The organism is Luteolibacter rhizosphaerae, assembly GCF_025950095.1.
GTDB lineage: Bacteria > Verrucomicrobiota > Verrucomicrobiia > Verrucomicrobiales > Akkermansiaceae > Haloferula > Haloferula rhizosphaerae.
Genome location: NZ_JAPDDR010000005.1, coordinates 60297 through 76389, shown reverse-complemented (window position 1 = coordinate 76389; position 16093 = coordinate 60297). Strand labels below are relative to the sequence as shown.

12 protein-coding genes and 1 pseudogene are annotated in these 16093 nt (G+C 62.2%); 11 read left to right on the top strand and 2 right to left on the bottom strand.

The window, feature by feature from the left end:
• Positions 1-95: 95 nt before the first annotated feature.
• Complete coding sequence (locus OJ996_RS10635; protein WP_264513540.1) at positions 96-908, bottom strand: phosphate ABC transporter substrate-binding protein; 813 nt, start codon at positions 906-908, stop codon at positions 96-98.
• Positions 909-1195: 287 nt separating this feature from the next.
• Between OJ996_RS10635 and OJ996_RS10630 the strand changes: the two genes are divergently transcribed.
• From OJ996_RS10630 to OJ996_RS10620, 3 genes are all read left to right on the top strand, one after another.
• Positions 1196-2500, top strand: coding sequence for a porin (locus OJ996_RS10630; protein WP_264513539.1), 1305 nt, complete (start codon positions 1196-1198; stop codon positions 2498-2500).
• Positions 2501-2690: 190 nt separating this feature from the next.
• Positions 2691-4484 carry a glycoside hydrolase family 16 protein gene (locus tag OJ996_RS10625; RefSeq protein ID WP_264513538.1) on the top strand — a complete coding sequence of 598 codons (1794 nt, stop codon included), beginning with the start codon at positions 2691-2693 and terminating at the stop codon, positions 4482-4484.
• A gap of 15 nt (positions 4485-4499) precedes the next feature.
• Positions 4500-5141 carry a class I SAM-dependent methyltransferase gene (locus OJ996_RS10620; RefSeq protein WP_264513537.1) on the top strand — a complete coding sequence of 214 codons (642 nt, stop codon included), beginning with the start codon at positions 4500-4502 and terminating at the stop codon, positions 5139-5141.
• An 11-nt stretch (positions 5142-5152) separates the two neighbouring features.
• Here the strand turns inward: OJ996_RS10620 and OJ996_RS10615 are convergent, their stop codons facing one another.
• Positions 5153-7348 carry a bifunctional rhamnulose-1-phosphate aldolase/short-chain dehydrogenase gene (locus OJ996_RS10615; RefSeq protein WP_264513536.1) on the bottom strand — a complete coding sequence of 732 codons (2196 nt, stop codon included), beginning with the start codon at positions 7346-7348 and terminating at the stop codon, positions 5153-5155.
• A 37-nt stretch (positions 7349-7385) separates the two neighbouring features.
• Here OJ996_RS10615 and OJ996_RS26560 point away from each other — a divergent pair.
• The 8 genes and pseudogenes from OJ996_RS26560 to OJ996_RS10580 all read left to right on the top strand — a co-directional run.
• Positions 7386-7589 (top strand): annotated as a pseudogene (locus tag OJ996_RS26560) (DeoR family transcriptional regulator); the annotation flags it as partial.
• 12 nt (positions 7590-7601) lie between these two features.
• A complete protein-coding gene (locus tag OJ996_RS10610; protein ID WP_264513535.1) occupies positions 7602-8201 on the top strand; it encodes a DeoR/GlpR family DNA-binding transcription regulator in 600 nt (199 codons plus the stop codon).
• 51 nt (positions 8202-8252) lie between these two features.
• Entirely contained in the window at positions 8253-9725 is a 1473-nt protein-coding gene (locus tag OJ996_RS10605) for a rhamnulokinase (protein WP_264513534.1), read from the top strand.
• Between the two features lie 47 nt (positions 9726-9772).
• Positions 9773-10822 carry a class II fructose-bisphosphatase gene (gene glpX, locus OJ996_RS10600; RefSeq protein WP_264513533.1) on the top strand — a complete coding sequence of 350 codons (1050 nt, stop codon included), beginning with the start codon at positions 9773-9775 and terminating at the stop codon, positions 10820-10822.
• Between the two features lie 59 nt (positions 10823-10881).
• Positions 10882-11967, top strand: coding sequence for a radical SAM family heme chaperone HemW (hemW, locus tag OJ996_RS10595; protein ID WP_264513532.1), 1086 nt, complete (start codon positions 10882-10884; stop codon positions 11965-11967).
• 139 nt (positions 11968-12106) lie between these two features.
• Positions 12107-13144, top strand: a complete 1038-nt coding sequence (locus OJ996_RS10590; protein WP_264513531.1) for a quinone-dependent dihydroorotate dehydrogenase — start codon at positions 12107-12109, stop codon at positions 13142-13144.
• A gap of 101 nt (positions 13145-13245) precedes the next feature.
• The gene (locus OJ996_RS10585; RefSeq protein ID WP_264513530.1) at positions 13246-13506 is read left to right on the top strand and encodes a YMGG-like glycine zipper-containing protein; all 261 of its coding nucleotides are present in this window, start codon (positions 13246-13248) and stop codon (positions 13504-13506) included.
• Positions 13507-13699: 193 nt separating this feature from the next.
• Positions 13700-15853, top strand: a complete 2154-nt coding sequence (locus tag OJ996_RS10580) for a protein-disulfide reductase DsbD family protein (RefSeq protein ID WP_264513529.1) — start codon at positions 13700-13702, stop codon at positions 15851-15853.
• The last annotated feature ends 240 nt before the right edge of the window (positions 15854-16093 follow it).

Genomic DNA, 16093 nt, shown 5'->3' with positions numbered 1-16093 from the left:
TGCGGGGGCAAACGTGAAGGCCTGTCGTGAAAATGGCAATCCCGGCGGGGCTTCCCCTCGCCGGGATTGCGTGTCGAAATCGTCAGCCGTGAACCTTAGTTCGGCACGAAACCGAGACCCTTGGCGATTTTCTGGCCTTCCGGGCCGGTGGCGAACTCCACAAATGCTTTGGCGGTGGCATCGGCATTCTCCGGGATGTAGTAGTAGCAGGCGCGGCTGTAGACATACTTCTTCGCGTTGGAAGCTTCCGGAGCGACGTTGTCGATCACGACCGACTGAATGCCGCTCTTCTTGGCGTAGGCGAGGCCGACATAGCCGATACCGTTCTTGTTCTTGGCCACTTCCTCGGCGATCTGCTCATTACCCGCCAGTTTCTGGGAGCTACCGGGGTAGTTCTTTCCGCCCATGGCGAGGGTCTGCCAGTCCTTGTAGGTGCCGGAAGCCGTGTTGCGGGTATAAACGGAGATGGCACCCGGGGCACCGCCGACTTCGCTCCAATCCTTTACCGCGCCGGTGAAGATCTTTTGCACTTGGTCCTTGGTCAGGCTCTTCACCTTGCTGCTCTTGTTGACGATCACCACGAGCATGTCGTGGCAGGCTTCCACTTCATTCAGTTTGACGCCCTTTGCGCGGGCAGCGGTGATTTCTTCCGGCTTGGCCTTGCGGGAAGACATGCCGATGTGGGCGGTGCCGTTGGCAAGGGCCGGGAAAGCGGTCGAGGAACCTTCGGCGGCAATCTCGAACTTCACGCCGCCGTTCTTCGATTGGAAGCTCTCGGCAAGCTGGGGGACGAGCTTGGCGCCCAGGGTGTCGGAACCCTTGATGCTGATGGTCTGCGCACCGGCGGTGGCGGCGAGCATGGCTCCCGCGAAGAGGCTGGCGGCGGCGAATCGAATGGTATTGCGCATTGGTGTGATGATGGATTTCCGCGCCGCAGGCGACGCTCGACGGCATGGATGCCAGCATCGTCACAAAGGTCCAACGGCTCTTTGTGACGGGTTTGTCACGAAACCGCCACGTTCCTCTGGGCGGATCAGTCCGAGTCGTCTCACCCTGAGGCTCTTGGACTTCCAAAAGCCAATGTGACGGGAGTGTCACACTCCGGTTCTGTCACACCACCGTCACATTCGTTGGATTCCCGCCGTCGAGACGCAGGCTATCCCAAGCACTGGCCCGCCTTGTCTTACCACAATCCATGAAACACCACACCATTTGTAAGCAGACCGTGGCGCTTGCCGTCGGTTTCTCCAGCCTCGCCTTCGCCGGTGAGCCACCGGCCGCCCCCGCCCCGGCGGACAGCGGCTCGATGTTCTCGGACTTCGACTTCTGCTCCTGGCTGTCCAGCAAGCCCGGCACCGTCAAGCTCCCGGAAAACCCGGTGGTGCAGAGCCTCGTCTTCGAAGGTCGCTACCACTGGAACGCCGCCTATGTGGATGGCGAAGGCACCAATGGCCAGGACTTCAGCGAGGACTACACCGACGCCCGTCGCTTCCGTCTCGGCGGTAAGATCGGCTTCCTGAACTACTTCTCCTACAAGGGCGTGGTGAACCTCGTGGACGACCAGCGCTTCAACGGCGGTGAACTGGACTACGACTACATCGATTTCGACGAGTCCTACTTCACCTTCGACGCGCTGAAGGCATTCAACCTCTCCGGTCTCGATGCCCTGACGCTGAACTACGGCCGCATCAAGTGGCACGGCGGCCTGGAGGCCCGCACCTCCTCGAACGCCCTTCTCACCGTCGAGCGCTCCGCGATCTCCAACAAGCTCTATCAGAGCGCACGTCCGACCGGCCTCTTCGTGAATGCCGTGAAGGGCCAGTGGAATGCCATCGCCGGCATCTACAGCACCGACGAAGGCACCGACGACGCCGGCGTGGACGACGGCAACGTCGAAGGCTGGGGTGGCTACAACGATGATCTCATGTATAACATTGAGTTGATCTACTCCGCCACGGACGATCTTCGCTTCGGTTGGGAATTTCTCTACAACAACGCCGACGAGCGCTTCGCCAACGAGGACTCGCTGCTCGACTACCGCTGGGCCACCACCTTCTCCGCCGAATACGCCATCGGCGCGGGCGGTATCAACGTGGAAGGCTTCTACGGCGACAATGGCGGCTCCGAGATGCAGTCCAACGCGGCACGCCGCGGCAACTTCTGGGCTTTCGTCGCGACTCCTTACTACTGGATCGTGCCGGCCAAGCTGCAGGCGGTGGTGCAATACACCTACGCCGGTGCCGAGGAAGACCAAGGCATCCGCGTGAACAGCCGCTACGTGCGCGCCACCAACTACGGCGGCGGTGGCAATCCGAACGTCGTGAACGGTGGCCGCGGCGACGAGCTGCACACCCTCTACGCAGGCCTGAACTACCTGATCTGCGGGGACAACCTGAAGATCCAGGCCGGTGCGGAATACACCAATCTCCAGACCCCGAATGCGGGAGACGGCGATGTGGACGCCCTCACCTGGCTGGTAGGGTTCCGCTCCTCCTTCTAAGCAAGCGATTTCATAGCTGCATCACGGTTGGGCACCGGTCCGCAAGGGCCGGTGCTTTTTCGTGCCGGGGAAGAAGCTGGAATCCGGAGGAAGATATGGACTAGGGTTGAACGATCCCATGTTCAGGTCCTTTCTCCATTGTCTCGTGCCGGTAGCTATCGGCATATTCTCAGCTTCGGCCATTAGATCGATGGCGGAGCAGGCACCGATTGTCATCGTTGATGGCAAGGTGGAGGGGTTTGCCGTTAAAGCGGATTCCTCTCAGGTGGCCGCGGAAAAGAGCTCAGGAGGAATCGAGGTGAAGATCGCGCCCGGTGCTGACGGCTATCCCGGGCTCTCCATCACGCGCGCGGATGGCAAGCCATTCGATCTATCGGCATACGGACACCTGAAAGCGGCCATCGCCAACACCGGCAGCACGGATCTGGATCTCGGCCTGCGGGCGGACAATGCCGGTGATTGGAAGGACGAGCCCTATAATACGGAAAACCTCATCCTGAAGCCGGGGCAGAAGGCCGACATCCATCTGATTTTCGGGCACTCCTTCGGGCATAAGAAGGGCTTCGCGCTCAATTCCTCCGCGATAGTTAGGCTGCTGCTCTTCACCGGCAAAACCGAAACCGCGAAGTCTTTCCGAATCGAGTCGATCACCGCGGGTGGCGAGCCGGGAGAGATCCCCGAGGCAGAGCCTGCCAGCATCCGCCTAGTGCCTGACAAAGGTCTAATCTTCAAGCCAGGCGAGGAGCTACCTCCACCTCTGCGCTTGGAAGGTAACGGAGGCGCAGTGCCCAAGCTGGTGCCGAGCGAGGGGATCGTGATTCGGCTTCCGGGCAAAGGCTCCGAAGCCGCGATCAGACCCGAGCGAGGACGCTGGGATCTCTCCCGATCCCTACGAGTCGTTGTCTCGCTTCACAACCAAGGTGAAAGCGCGGCGAGCCCGAGCCTTCGACTGGAGAGCAACGGAGGAGCCACGGCCACAGTCCCGGCAGGAGAGATCGCCGCGGGAGCCAGCAAGGATGTGGCCATTTGCTTCTTGGCAGAGAAGCCTTGGCGGGGACGTCCGGACTTCGATGGAAAGGGACAAGGCACGATGGAGGGAAGCGGAACGTCCTTCGGGAGTGATGCCGTATCGGAGGTGGTGATCACAGGGGATCGGGAGAGCACTTTCGTCATCCGCTCCATCCGTGCCGATGTCCCACCAGCGCCCAAGCTTCCGGACTGGCTAGGCAAGCGCCCGCCGGTCGAGGGGGAGTGGACGCAGGCTTTCAAGGAAGAGTTCGACGGGGATGGCATCGATCCATCGAAGTGGAATGTCCATGCCGCGAACTACTGGGATAAGGCGAGTTGGTTCAGCCGTGACAACGTGAGGCTGGGTGGAGGCGTGGCCAAGCTGCGCTACGAGAAGCGGACGGGCCGCCACAACGATGATCCGCAGGGCAAGGAGTTCCACTACGCCACCGGTCTGCTGGATACCTACAACAAGTGGACCCAACGCTACGGCTACTTCGAGGTGAGGGTAAAGCTCCCGACGGCGCCGGGGCTCTGGCCTGCCTTCTGGCTGATGCCGGAGCGCGGGAAGGAGGCGGGCGAGCAATGGCAGCGGCAGGATACCGGGAATGGCGGCATGGAATTCGACGTGGTCGAGCAGCTGACCCGCTGGGGACCCTATCGCAACAACATCGCGATGCACTGGGACGGCTACGGAGAGCAGCACAAGCACTTCGGCAGCGACCGGATCTACATGCAGCCGGATGCGGAGGGCTTCATCACCGCCGGGCTGCTGTGGCTGCCGGGGCAGGCGATCTACTACATCAATGGTAGCGAGACGGCGCGCTGGGAGAATGAGCGGATCTCCTCCGTGACCTCCTGCCTGCTCTTCACCCTGCCCCAGGGCGGCTGGGACAACAGCCCGATCGACGACAGCAAGTTGCCGGACCACTTTGTCATCGACTATGTGCGGATCTGGCAAAGGGAGGATCTCTGAAGAAGACTTGCGATCATGAGTCCCGCCGAGACCGCCAGCCGCTATGACCGGATCGCCCGCTGGTGGCAGGAGAATGCGCCTCCGGTTTACGGTCTGAGCGCCCTACGGCTCGCGCTACGATTCGCGCCTACGACCGGGATCGCCCTGGATGTAGGCTGTGGCAGCCAAGGTCGCTTCATGGAAGCCCTCAGGGCCCATGGTTTCCAGACGGAGGGACTGGATGCTTCCGCCGAGATGATCGCTATAGCCCAGGAACGTGATCCCCTCTCGCGATATCACACGGCCGACATCAGCGGGTGGATCTTCCCGAAGCGGTATGACTTCATCTCCGCGTGGGATAGCACTTTTCACCTTCCCTTGGCGCTACAGGAACCGGTCCTGCGGAAGCTCTGTGCCGGGCTAAGCGCTGGCGGAGTCCTGATCTTCACCTGCGGCGGGGGTGAGGCCGGTGAAATCCGTGGTTCCTTTCAAGGCGAGGAGTTTGGCTACAGCACACTCGGCGTGGAGAGCTTCGTGCGGATCCTCGATGAAGAGGGATGCCTGTGCCGCCATGTGGAATACGACCAGTATCCCGAAAAGCATGTGGTCATCATCGCAGAGTCTTACGGACGCAAGAAAGCCAGTTGCGCACCCTCACAGGGCGCACAACTGGCCTAAAGCGATTGTCCTCAGCGCAGGAAGGCCTCGTGCAGGCCACCGTCCACGGTGATCACCTGACCGGTGGTCTTGCTCAGGCGGCTGGTGACGAGGAGGAAGTAAGCTTCCGCTTGGTCTGCCGGAGTGATCGGTGCCTTGGTGAGCGTGCGATCCGCGTAGAACTGAGCGAGCTTGCTCACGAGCGACTCGGTGGCCTCGTCGTCGGTGTAAGCGATGTCGTACTTCGCAAGCGAACCGATCACCCGGTCGCGCGGGAACATCGCCGAACCCTGGACCACGGTGGCAGGTGCCACGCCGTTCACGCGCACCAGCGGCGCGAGCTCGATCGCGAGTTCGCGGACCAAGTGGTTCGCGGCGGCCTTCGAGGTGTCGTAGGCCAGGCTGCCCTTCTTCGCCACGGCGGCATTCGCGCTGGTGGTTAGGACGAGGTTGCCCCTCAGGCCCTGCTCCTTCCAGGTCTTCGCCGCTTCATCCGCCACGAAGTAGGAACCGGTGACGTTGATGTTGAAGGTGAGCGCCCACTTGTCGTCCGGGATGTGGCCGGTGGTGTCGCTCGGCACGAAGATGCCCGCGGTCACGCAGATGTGGTCGAAGCCGCCGTAAGCAAGGGCCACCTGATCAAGCATCGTCCTGATGCTGGCGCGATCGGTGATGTTCGCCGCGAGGCCGATGGCCGGGCCGCAACCGGAGATACCGCTCCCCGCCACCCCGATGCCTAGGCCATACTTGTCCGTGATCTCTTTCGCGGTCGCTTCTGCAGCCTCCTTGTTCAGGTCCACGCAAACGATGTGCGCACCTTCCTTCACCAAGCGGTGAGCGGTCTCCTTACCGATCCCGGAGCCGGCACCAATGACGACGACCACCTGGCGCGCCAGTTCCTTCTCGGCCGGCATGCGCTGGAGCTTCGCTTCTTCCAAGAGCCAGTATTCGATGTCGAATGCCTCCTGCTGCGGCAGGGCGATGTATTTGTCGATCGCCTCGGCACCGCGCATCACCTCGACCGCGCAGTTGTAGAATTCCGCGGTCACGCGGGACTCGGACTTATCCTTACCCCAGGCGATCATGCCGAGCCCCGGGATCAGCACCACGGTCGGGTTCGGGTCGCGCATCGCCGGGCTGTTGGCGTGCTTGCAAGCCGCGTAGTAGGTGGCGTAGTCCTTGCGATACTGTTCGAGGCCGGCAGCCAGCTTGGCCTTCAGTGCGGCGAGATCCTCGGACTGCGGATTCCATGCGACGTAGAGCGGCTTGATCTTCGTCCGCAGGAAGTGGTCCGGACAGGAAGTTCCCAGCTCGGCGAGGCGCGGAGCCTCGGCGGAGTTCACGAAACGCAGAATCTTCTCGTCGTCCTGGATGGTGCCGATGAAGCGCTTTTGCTGCGAGACCTGACCGCGCAGCCAGGGAAGGATCGCGGCCAGCGTGGCGCGGCGCTGCTCTTCCGGGAGGGTCTGATACTTCTGCCCGCCGAAGGCTGCGGCATCCCCCCCTTTGGCCTGATACTTGGAGTCGATGTAGTCGGCGGCCTTCTCGATGAATTCGAGGGTGCGCTGGTAGCAGACCTTCTCGTCGTCATCCCACGAAATGAAGCCGTGCTGGCCCATCATGATCGCCTTCACGGAAGGGTTTGCCTTCGCGATCTCCTGCATGGCGAGGCCCAGTTCGAAGCCCGGGCGCATCCATGGCACATAGGCCATCTCTCCGCCGAAGATGTCCTGCGTGAGCTTCTCGCAGTTTGCGGAAGCCGCGATCGCGATGATCGCGTTCGGGTGCATGTGGTCGACATGCTTGCCCGGCAGGAAGCTGTGCAGCGGCGTGTCGATCGAGGACGCGCGCGGGTTCAGGTTGAAGGTGGTGTGGAAGTACATCGCCACCATCTCGTCCTCGGCCTGCGACTTCAGGCCCTTGTCGGCGCGGGCACCATAGAGGCCCTGCATCGCGATGAGCTTGTCCTGGTAGAGCGAGGAGAAGTTGTCGCGCTTCGAGGTGCGCAGGTCACCGCCGGATCCCTTCACCCAAAGAACTTCCACGTCCTCACCGGTGAGCGGGTCCTTCTCGATGATCTTGGAAGAGGTGTTGCCGCCGCCGGTGTTCGTCACGCGCTGGTCGTCTCCGAGGATATTCGAGCGGTAGACGAGGCGGCCGACGGGGTCGAGAGAGGCGGCTTTGGCGTCATCCCAGGAGAAATTCACATGCTTGAAGTGCGCGGACATGGAGTGCTATTACGTTTGCGATTGACGAGACGGGGGAATGCTGAACAAAACCCACGAAAGCAAGCAATTTCCCACAGAATCCCACATGCTGGCCGCAGAACGACAACGTCAGATCCTAGAGAAGGTGCGTCGACATGGAACGGTTCGTACCACCGACTTGGCAAAAGGATTCTCCGTCACCGAGGAAACCATCCGCCGGGACTTGGACCTTTTGGGGAGACGGGGGCACCTCCGCCGAACCCACGGGGGCGCCATGGATGCCACTGCCCCTCTGGGCGAACTTTCTCAGCAGGAGCGTGAATCACGGCAGCTTGAAGAAAAGCTGGCGATCGCCCGCGAGGCGGTGCGGCTGCTGCTCCCCGGCGAGACCATTCTGCTTGACGCCTCGACGACGGCCTTGGAATTCGCGGGTGCCCTTCCTGAAGGTCTCCCGCTCCGGGTCGTCACTTACTCCCTCGCCGTGGTAGAGCGCTTGTCCTCGCGGGACGAGGACATCGAGCTGGTGCAGCTCGGCGGAATCTTCGAGCAGCGTGGACGGCGTTTCTCCGGAATGATCACTGAGAATTCGCTGCGCTCCCTGCGCATCGACCGCTTCTTCTTCTCCGGCGGTGGCTTGCATCCGACCCTCGGTGTCAGCGAGCCGAATCCGGAGCAGGCCCGGCTCAAGCGCATGATGCTCGAGCACGCCACCTGGAGCTGCGCGCTTCTCGATCACACCAAGTTCGGCGTGAAGACCGACTACTTTTTCGCCGCGCCGAATGAATTGGAAGCTCTCGTCACCGACCGGGAATCCCGCGCCTTCGCGAAGAGCCATCTGAAGGATGCTCCCTTCGATCTGCGCTTCGCGAGGTAAGCCCTCCCCCGCCCTCTCCCTGTCTGGATTGTTTCGTGTCTCTCTGAACCCATGTCTGTTTTCCTTGCTATCGACCTCGGGGCCGGCAGCGGTCGCGTGATCGCCGGTGTCACCGACCTCAACACCCTGAGCCTCGAAGAAATTCACCGCTTCGACAATCCCGGCACGGACCTGCCGGGCGGCTCTTACTGGAATATCCTCGGCCTGTTCCGCGACATCCTCGAAGGCCTGCGCCGCGGGGTGGAGAAGTATGGCAAGGACATCCGCGCCATCGGCATCGACACTTGGGCGGTGGACTTCGGATTGCTGGACGAGCACGGGCGTCTGTTAGGCATGCCGCATCAATATCGCGACCCGCGCCACGAAGGCATGCCGGAGCTGATGCATGCCCTGCTGCCGGAGTCGGAGATCTATGCCCGCACCGGCATCACGACGAATTTCTACAATACCTCGCTGCACCTGATGGCGGAGAAGAAGCTCGGCTCACCTGCCCTCGCGGCGGCGGATCGATTGCTTTTCATCCCTGACCTGCTCGCTTACTGGCTGAGCGGAGTGATGGCGGTGGAAAGGACCAACGCCTCCACTTCCCAACTCGTCGATCCCGCGACCGGTGAATGGTCTCTCGAAACCATTGAGGCACTGGGCTTGCCCGCGAAGATCTTCGACAAAATCGTCCCTCCCGGGACGATTCTCGGCCCCATCCGCAAGGAAGTGGCACGGGAAATCGGAATGGAAGGCATCCCGGTCGTCGCGGGCGCCACACACGATACCGCTGCCGCAGTGGCGGGCATCCCGATGGAGGGAGAAGATGCGCTGTGGCTCTCCTCCGGCACGTGGTCGATCATGGGACTGGAGACCCGCGAGCCGATCCGCACACAGGAAGCATTCGCCGCCCGCTGCTGCAATGAACTCGGCGTCGAAGGCACCGTCCGTTTTCTCAAGAACATCGCAGGGCTCTGGTTGATCCAGGAGTGCAAGCGCCAATGGACCTTGGACGGTGAGGCGATCTCGTATGGAGAGATGGCCAAGCTGGCAGAAGCAGCGCCGGCCTTCTCCGCCTTCATCGATCCGGACGATCCGATCTTCGCGGCACCGGGTGACATGCCCGAAAAAATCCGCGCTTGGTGCGAACGGAGCGGTCAGGCCGTGCCGATCGACAAAGGCACGATTCTCCGGGTCGCCTCCGAGTCGCTCGCGCTGAAATACCGCGTGGTCTTCGAGAACTTCTGCAAGCTTTCCGGCAAGCGCTTCACGCGGCTTCACGCCGGGGGCGGCGGGATCCAGAATGCCTTCCTTGCCCAAGCGACCGCCGATGCCCTTGGCATCGAAGTCATCGCCGGACCGATTGAGGCCACCTCATGTGGCAACATCGTGGTCCAGATGATCGCCACCGGCAACTTGCCCGACCTCGCCGCCGGGCGAGCGCTGATTCGGCGCTCATTCGATTTCCAAGTGTATCAGGCCCGCAACGGCGACCAGTGGCAGCAGGCATACGACCGATTCAAATCGGTCATCGGCGGCTGAGGGATTCGGCTAAGCCTTGCCAACGGAATGCTTCCTCTCTCCCTCTCATGATCGACCCGGAACGTATCTTCGAAATGGACTTCCTCCGTGCCACGGAGGGTGCTGCGATCGTAGCCCACCGTTGGATGGGACGCGGCGACAAGGAGGCCGCGGATGCGGCTGCCTGCGATGCGATCCGCGGCATGTTCGACCTAATGGACATGCGCGGTGAGGTCGTGATCGGCGAGGGCATCAAGGACGAGGCTCCCGGGATCTTCAAAGGCGAGAAGGTCGGCACCTGGGAGGAAGGCTCTCCACAATTTCATATCGCCCTCGATCCCGTCGATGGAACGACTAATGTCTCCAAGGGCATGGCGAACTCCGTCTCATGCATCGCCGCCGCGATCCCCATGGATGGCGAGGCGAGCGCGCTCGAGGACATCCCGGCCTTCTACCTCGAAAAACTTGCTTACCCCGAGAAAGTCCGGAAAGCCTTCATGGCCGATCCGAAGCTGCCGATCAGCGTGGAGGCGCCCACGGAGGAAGTGATCAAGATCACCGCGAAGATCCTGGAGAAGGACATCCGCGACATCGTTGTGATGATCCTCGATCGCCCCCGCAACGAGCCCTACATGGACGCCGTCCGGCGCATCGGCGCGAAGCTGCGCATGATCTCGGATGGCGATATTGCAGCAGCCATTGCTCCTGCCCTGCCCGAAAGCAATGTGGATCTCTATGTCGGCATCGGAGGCTCCCCGGAAGGCGTGCTCTCGGCCGCCGGGCTGCGATGCCTTGGGGGTGGACTCCAAGCAAAGATCTGGCCGAAGGACGGTTTGGAAAGACGCCTCTTGATCGCCGAGGGCTACGAGAAGCTGCTCGACCGGGTCTATCTCTCGAAGGACCTAGCCAAAGGGGATCGCATTCTCTTCAGTGCGACAGGGATCTCCGACAGCACCCTGCTCCGGGGAGTGAGGGTCGAAGGCAAGATTGCACGCACCCACTCCGTGCTCATGCGCGTGAAGAGCCGCACCGTCCGCTCGATCAAGGCCGCACACGATCTCTCCGCGAAGACCTTCCGCCTGCGCTCCGCTAAGGGAGAGGTGCTGCTGGTGGATTGAGCCGAAGCTCCGCAGGAGCCCGCATTGACCGCGGCGCGCGAGGCTGAAAGAGTGCGCGTTTGCTGCTCTACCTCCATATTCCGTTCTGCCACCGGGTTTGCCCTTATTGCTCGTTCTACAAGCACACGCCGGGCAACACCCCGGTAGGCGAGTTTGTGGAGGGTTTGCTACGGGAAGCGAAGCTCCGGATCGAAGCTTTGGAGGAAAAGCCGCGCACGCTCTACCTCGGCGGCGGCACGCCCTCGATGCTCTCCCCCACCCACTTGCGGAAGCTCTTCGGCGGCTTGGGCGAGTTGCTGGATCTGCAGGGCCTGGATGAAGTGACCTTTGAGGCGAACCCGGCGACCTTCGATGTGGCGAAGGCTCGGCTTTTCAGGGAACTGGGCGTCACTCGGGTCTCGCTGGGCATCCAGTCCTTCACGCCCCATGTGCTGGAGAAGCTGGGACGCGAGCACTCGGCCGAGGAGGCGGCTGCGGCCGTGGGTATCTTGCGGGAAGCCGGAATGCCGGAGGTGAACATCGACTTGATGTTCGCGATTCCCGGTCAGTCCGAGGAGGACTGGCGATCCACCCTGAAGACTGCGATCGCGCTGCAACCCGATCACATCTCGGCCTACAACCTCACCTACGAGGAAGACACCGCCTTCTTCGAATCGCTGAGACGCGGCGAGGTGAGCGAGAGCGAGGATGTGAACGCGCGCTTCTTCCTGCTGGCGGACGAGATGCTGAAGGCGGCTGGCTTCGAGCACTACGAGACTTCCAATTATGCCAAGCCGGGACATCGGTCTTCCCACAACCGGGGCTATTGGCGGGGTGAGGACTATCTTGGGCTCGGGCCTTCCGCAGTGTCCACCGTGGGCAACCTGAGAAGCAAGAACATCGCTGACACGGCGGGCTATGTAAGGATGGTGGCTAGCTTGGGCAATGCGGTGGAAGAGGCCGAATCGCTGGACGCCGAGCAGCGGCGGTTGGAGCGGATCGCGCTGATGTTACGAACCGACGAGGGCGTTCCGCTTTCATTGGTCGATGGGGCGGGCGTAGGGCGCCTGATCGAGCATGGGCTGGCGGAGGAGAAGGACGGGCGGCTGGTGCTGACGCTGGCCGGTTCGCCGCTGGTCGATCCGATCGCGGCAGAGCTGGTGTGAGGTCTGGAAATGTCTGTCTTGACGAGTTTCCGGAAGACATCGATTCAAACACTAAATACCGTTGAAACATCGTCGAAAACGATGTTTTGAGACGCGGTTCGGGATTGGAGAATGGAAACGGGACGTGCAGGGTCCGGGGGTGCCCGACGCCTATTCGATTGCCCGTAGCCTGCTGTTCCAACTGGACGCCGAGAGTGCCCACCATTTGAGCCTTCGGGGCTTGCGACTGGCAGAAAAAGTCGGAGCGCTGAAGCTCATGTTCCCCGAAGAGGAGTTTCTCGCTCCGGTGGAGGCGATGGGCCTGCGCTTCCCGAACCGGGTCGGACTTGCGGCGGGGTTGGACAAGGAAGGCAACACGATCGACGCGCTGGGCCGGCTCGGCTTCGGTTTCGTGGAGATCGGGACCATCACGCCGCGGCCGCAGGCGGGTAATCCGAAGCCGCGCCTGTTCCGCTTGGTCGAGCACGAGGCGATCATCAACCGGATGGGCTTCAACAATCCCGGGATCGAGGCAGGGGTGGAAAACGTGCGCCGATCCAAGCACTTCGACGGAGTCATCGGCTTCAACATCGGCAAGAACAAGGACACGCCGAACCAGAATGCTGCGGACGATTACCTGGCCTGCCTGCGGGCCGCCTATCCGGTGGCGGACTACATCGCGGTGAACCTCTCTTCCCCGAACACGCCGGGGCTACGCGATTTACAGAGCGAGGAAGCCTCCGCCCGGCTGCTAGAGCGGCTCAAGAAAGAGCAGGCCGCGTTGGAGAAGGAGCACGGGAGGCATGTGCCCCTGCTCTTCAAGGTGGCGCCGGATCTGGATCCCCCCCACGTGAGTTCCTTGGCACGGGTGTTCTTGGAGGGTGGCCTGGACGGGCTCATCGCGACCAACACCACGTTGGCGCGCGAACCTGTAGCAGGCCATCCGCGGGCTCATGAAGCGGGCGGGCTCTCCGGTCGCCCCCTCACGCAGCGCAGCACGGAAATCATCCGGGCCTTTGCGGGAGAGTTCGGCGGACGTATCCCGATCATCGGGGTCGGCGGGATCTCCTGCGCCCAAGACGCGGTGGATAAGATCAAGGCGGGCGCGAGCCTAGTGCAGATCTACTCGGCCTTCATCTTCCAAGGTCCGCGGTTGGTGACCGACTGCGCCCGGGCGCTTGAGGGCATGAAGGCCTGAATAAATGAGGACGGTATCACGTCGATTCAGACGGGAATTGCATTCCGCCTTGCGAAAGCAGGGATCTAGCGGACTTTCCCCCGCAACTTGATCCGAACACCATGAACAAATCCCTTGCACTCATCGCCTTGGCCACGGCCGGGGTCCTCAGCAACTGCGCAGCACCGGCCGGCCCGAACACCCAGCGTGGTGCTGTCATCGGAGCCCTAGGCGGAGCCGCCGCAGGTGCCGTCATCGGCAACCAGTCCGGTCGAGCCGGAGAAGGTGCCTTGATCGGCGCTGGCGTGGGTGCAGCCGGCGGTGCCGCGATCGGCAACGCGCAGGATCAGGAGAACCGCCGCCGTTACTACGAGGGCTACTAGATCTTTCCCCTGTTTCGCCTTTCAATACCGGTCGGGTCTCCAAGGCTCGTCCGGTATTTTTTTGGGCCAAGATGGATCGGATGAATAGGAGAAGAACGGGTGCCGTGGAGGAGGAGGCTGGTAGAGGGCTCGAAATTTTTGGATGAAGCGACGGGGCATCTTCTCTAGCCTGACACCGCCGGTCGGCATGCTCATGGCCATTCATCTTCCATTCCTGCGTCTTTTCCTCGCTCTTTTGCTGATCTTTCCCGTCGCGGCGCAGGAGGAGAAAATGAGCTTCGGCCTGCCGGGAGCGGAGTCCGCGGGCGGCAAGGCGAAGAGCACGGCCACTTTGGTCTCGGAAGTTTATTCGATCGCAGCGGGCAAGCCATTCACGGTGGCGCTGCGGCTGGGCCACCCGGAGGGTTGGCACAGCTACTACCAGAACTCCGGCGGGATCGAGCAGGGGCTGAAGATCGAGTGGGTGCTGCCCGAGGGATTCAGCGCCGGGCCGATCCAGTGGCCGGCGCCGAAGGTCGAGGTGGGCCTGCTGGAGAACCAGAGCTTCTACTTCTCGGGCAGTCCGGTCTTCATGGTGGAGATCACCCCACCGGCGACGCTGGCGAAGGATTCGGTGGCCGAGATCAAGGCGAGTGCGACCTGGCAGATTTGCAAGACCGGCCAGTGCCTGGATGAGGCGGGAAGCTTCACCCTTTCGCTGCCGGTGAAGGACAGCGCAGAGGTGGATGCCAGCCAGACAGCGCTCTTTGAAGCGGCCCGCACGACCGCGCCGATCAAGGCGGACGGCTGGGAATTCAAGGCCACGAACGATGGCGCCAATGTGCTCCTGACGGTGACTCCCGCCTCGGGCTGCACGCTGCCGGACGGTGTCGATTTCATTCCGGCGGCCCCTTTCTTGGCCTCGGTAAGCGAGGGCAGCACGGTGAAAAAAGAGGGTGATTCTTGGGTCTTCACGCTGAAGCGGAAGACCAAGGACATCATCGATACCCCGATCGAACAGGGTAAGGACGTGGCGGGCATCCTGATCGCCAGCAGCCCCTTCGACGCGAAGAGCGGTTGCCATGCGGTGCTGGTGCCAGCGACGGTGATCGAGCGCGCACCGGCGAAGCCGCTTTCGATTGCGGCACTGCTGCCGATTCTGGGCGGGATGTTCGCAGGCGGGCTGATCTTGAACTTGATGCCCTGCGTGTTCCCGGTGATCGGCTTGAAGATCATGGGCTTCGTCCAACAATCGGGCGAGGACAAGAAAAAGATCGTACTCCACGGCATCGCCTTCACGGTGGGTGTGCTGGTGTCTTTCTGGGTGTTGAGCGGCGTGCTCTTCGCGTTGCGCTCGGCAGCAGGCCCGGGGCAGGAGGTCGGCTGGGGCTACCAGCTCCAGAACCCTTGGACGGTGCTGGTGCTGATGCTGCTGATGTTCGTGCTGGGCCTGAGCATGTATGGCCTCTTTGAGATCGGGGCCTCGGCCACGGGTGTGGGCGGCAAGCTGCAATCGAAGCAGGGCGTGAGCGGCTCCTTCTTCTCGGGCATCCTGGCCACGGTGGTGGCGACGCCCTGCTCCGCGCCTTTCCTGGGTGCGGCAATCGGCACTGCGATCACGCTACCGCCTGTGCAATTTTTCGCGGCCTTTACCGCGATGGCGCTGGGGCTTGCCCTGCCGTATCTGATCCTTTCGATCTTCCCGAAACTGGTGGACCTGCTCCCCCGCCCCGGTGCGTGGATGGAAAGCTTCAAGCAGGCGATGTCCTTCCTGCTCTTCGCGACGGCGGGTTTCCTGCTATGGGTTTATGCCGGGCAGATCGGTCTGGAGAACACGCTGAACGTGGTCTTCGGCCTGACGGCTATCGCGATCGCGGCCTGGGTATTCGGACGTTGGTTCACGCCGATCCGCACCAGCCGGGCGAAGGGTGTGGCCGTGCTGGTCACGCTGATCTTCGCGGCGGCTGGTTTGAAACTGACCATGCCGCCGGAGAAGTCCGCCCTGACTTGGGAGAAGTGGAGCGATGCGCGGGTGAACGAGTTGCTGGAGGAAGGCAAGCCGGTGTTCGTGGACTTCACGGCGCAGTGGTGCGCCACCTGCCAGCTCAACAAGAAGCGGGCCTATCCCAAGGAAGTCGCCGATCTGATGAAGGCACGCGGGGTGGTGACCCTGAAAGCGGACAAGACCAATCCGGACCCGGCGATCGAGAAGAAGCTGGGAGAGCTGGGACGAACGGCGATCCCGGTGAACGTGCTCTACGTGCCGGGGAGAGAGCCGATCATCACGCAGGAACTCTTCGGCGCGGACTACATGAAGGAGCTGATCACGAAGGAAGTGCCGCTGAAGGATGGGGAGAAGGCACCGTGAGGTCTTAGGGCGGCCGCCGCCTTCTTCGTCCCGAGGGATGCTTCATAGAAACCCGGCACGCGGTGCCGGGTAGCACCTCGGGATTCATCGCATCCTGCAGGAATGCTTCATGCGGGTCTGTCCCCGCTTCTCCCGACCGGCTCGCATTAGGGAGCGATTCCAGGGACACGGGACGTTTCCTCTCCTTGATAGACGCACTCGTGGCTTTGCACTTATGCCATTTGCGTCCATGCTCGCGGG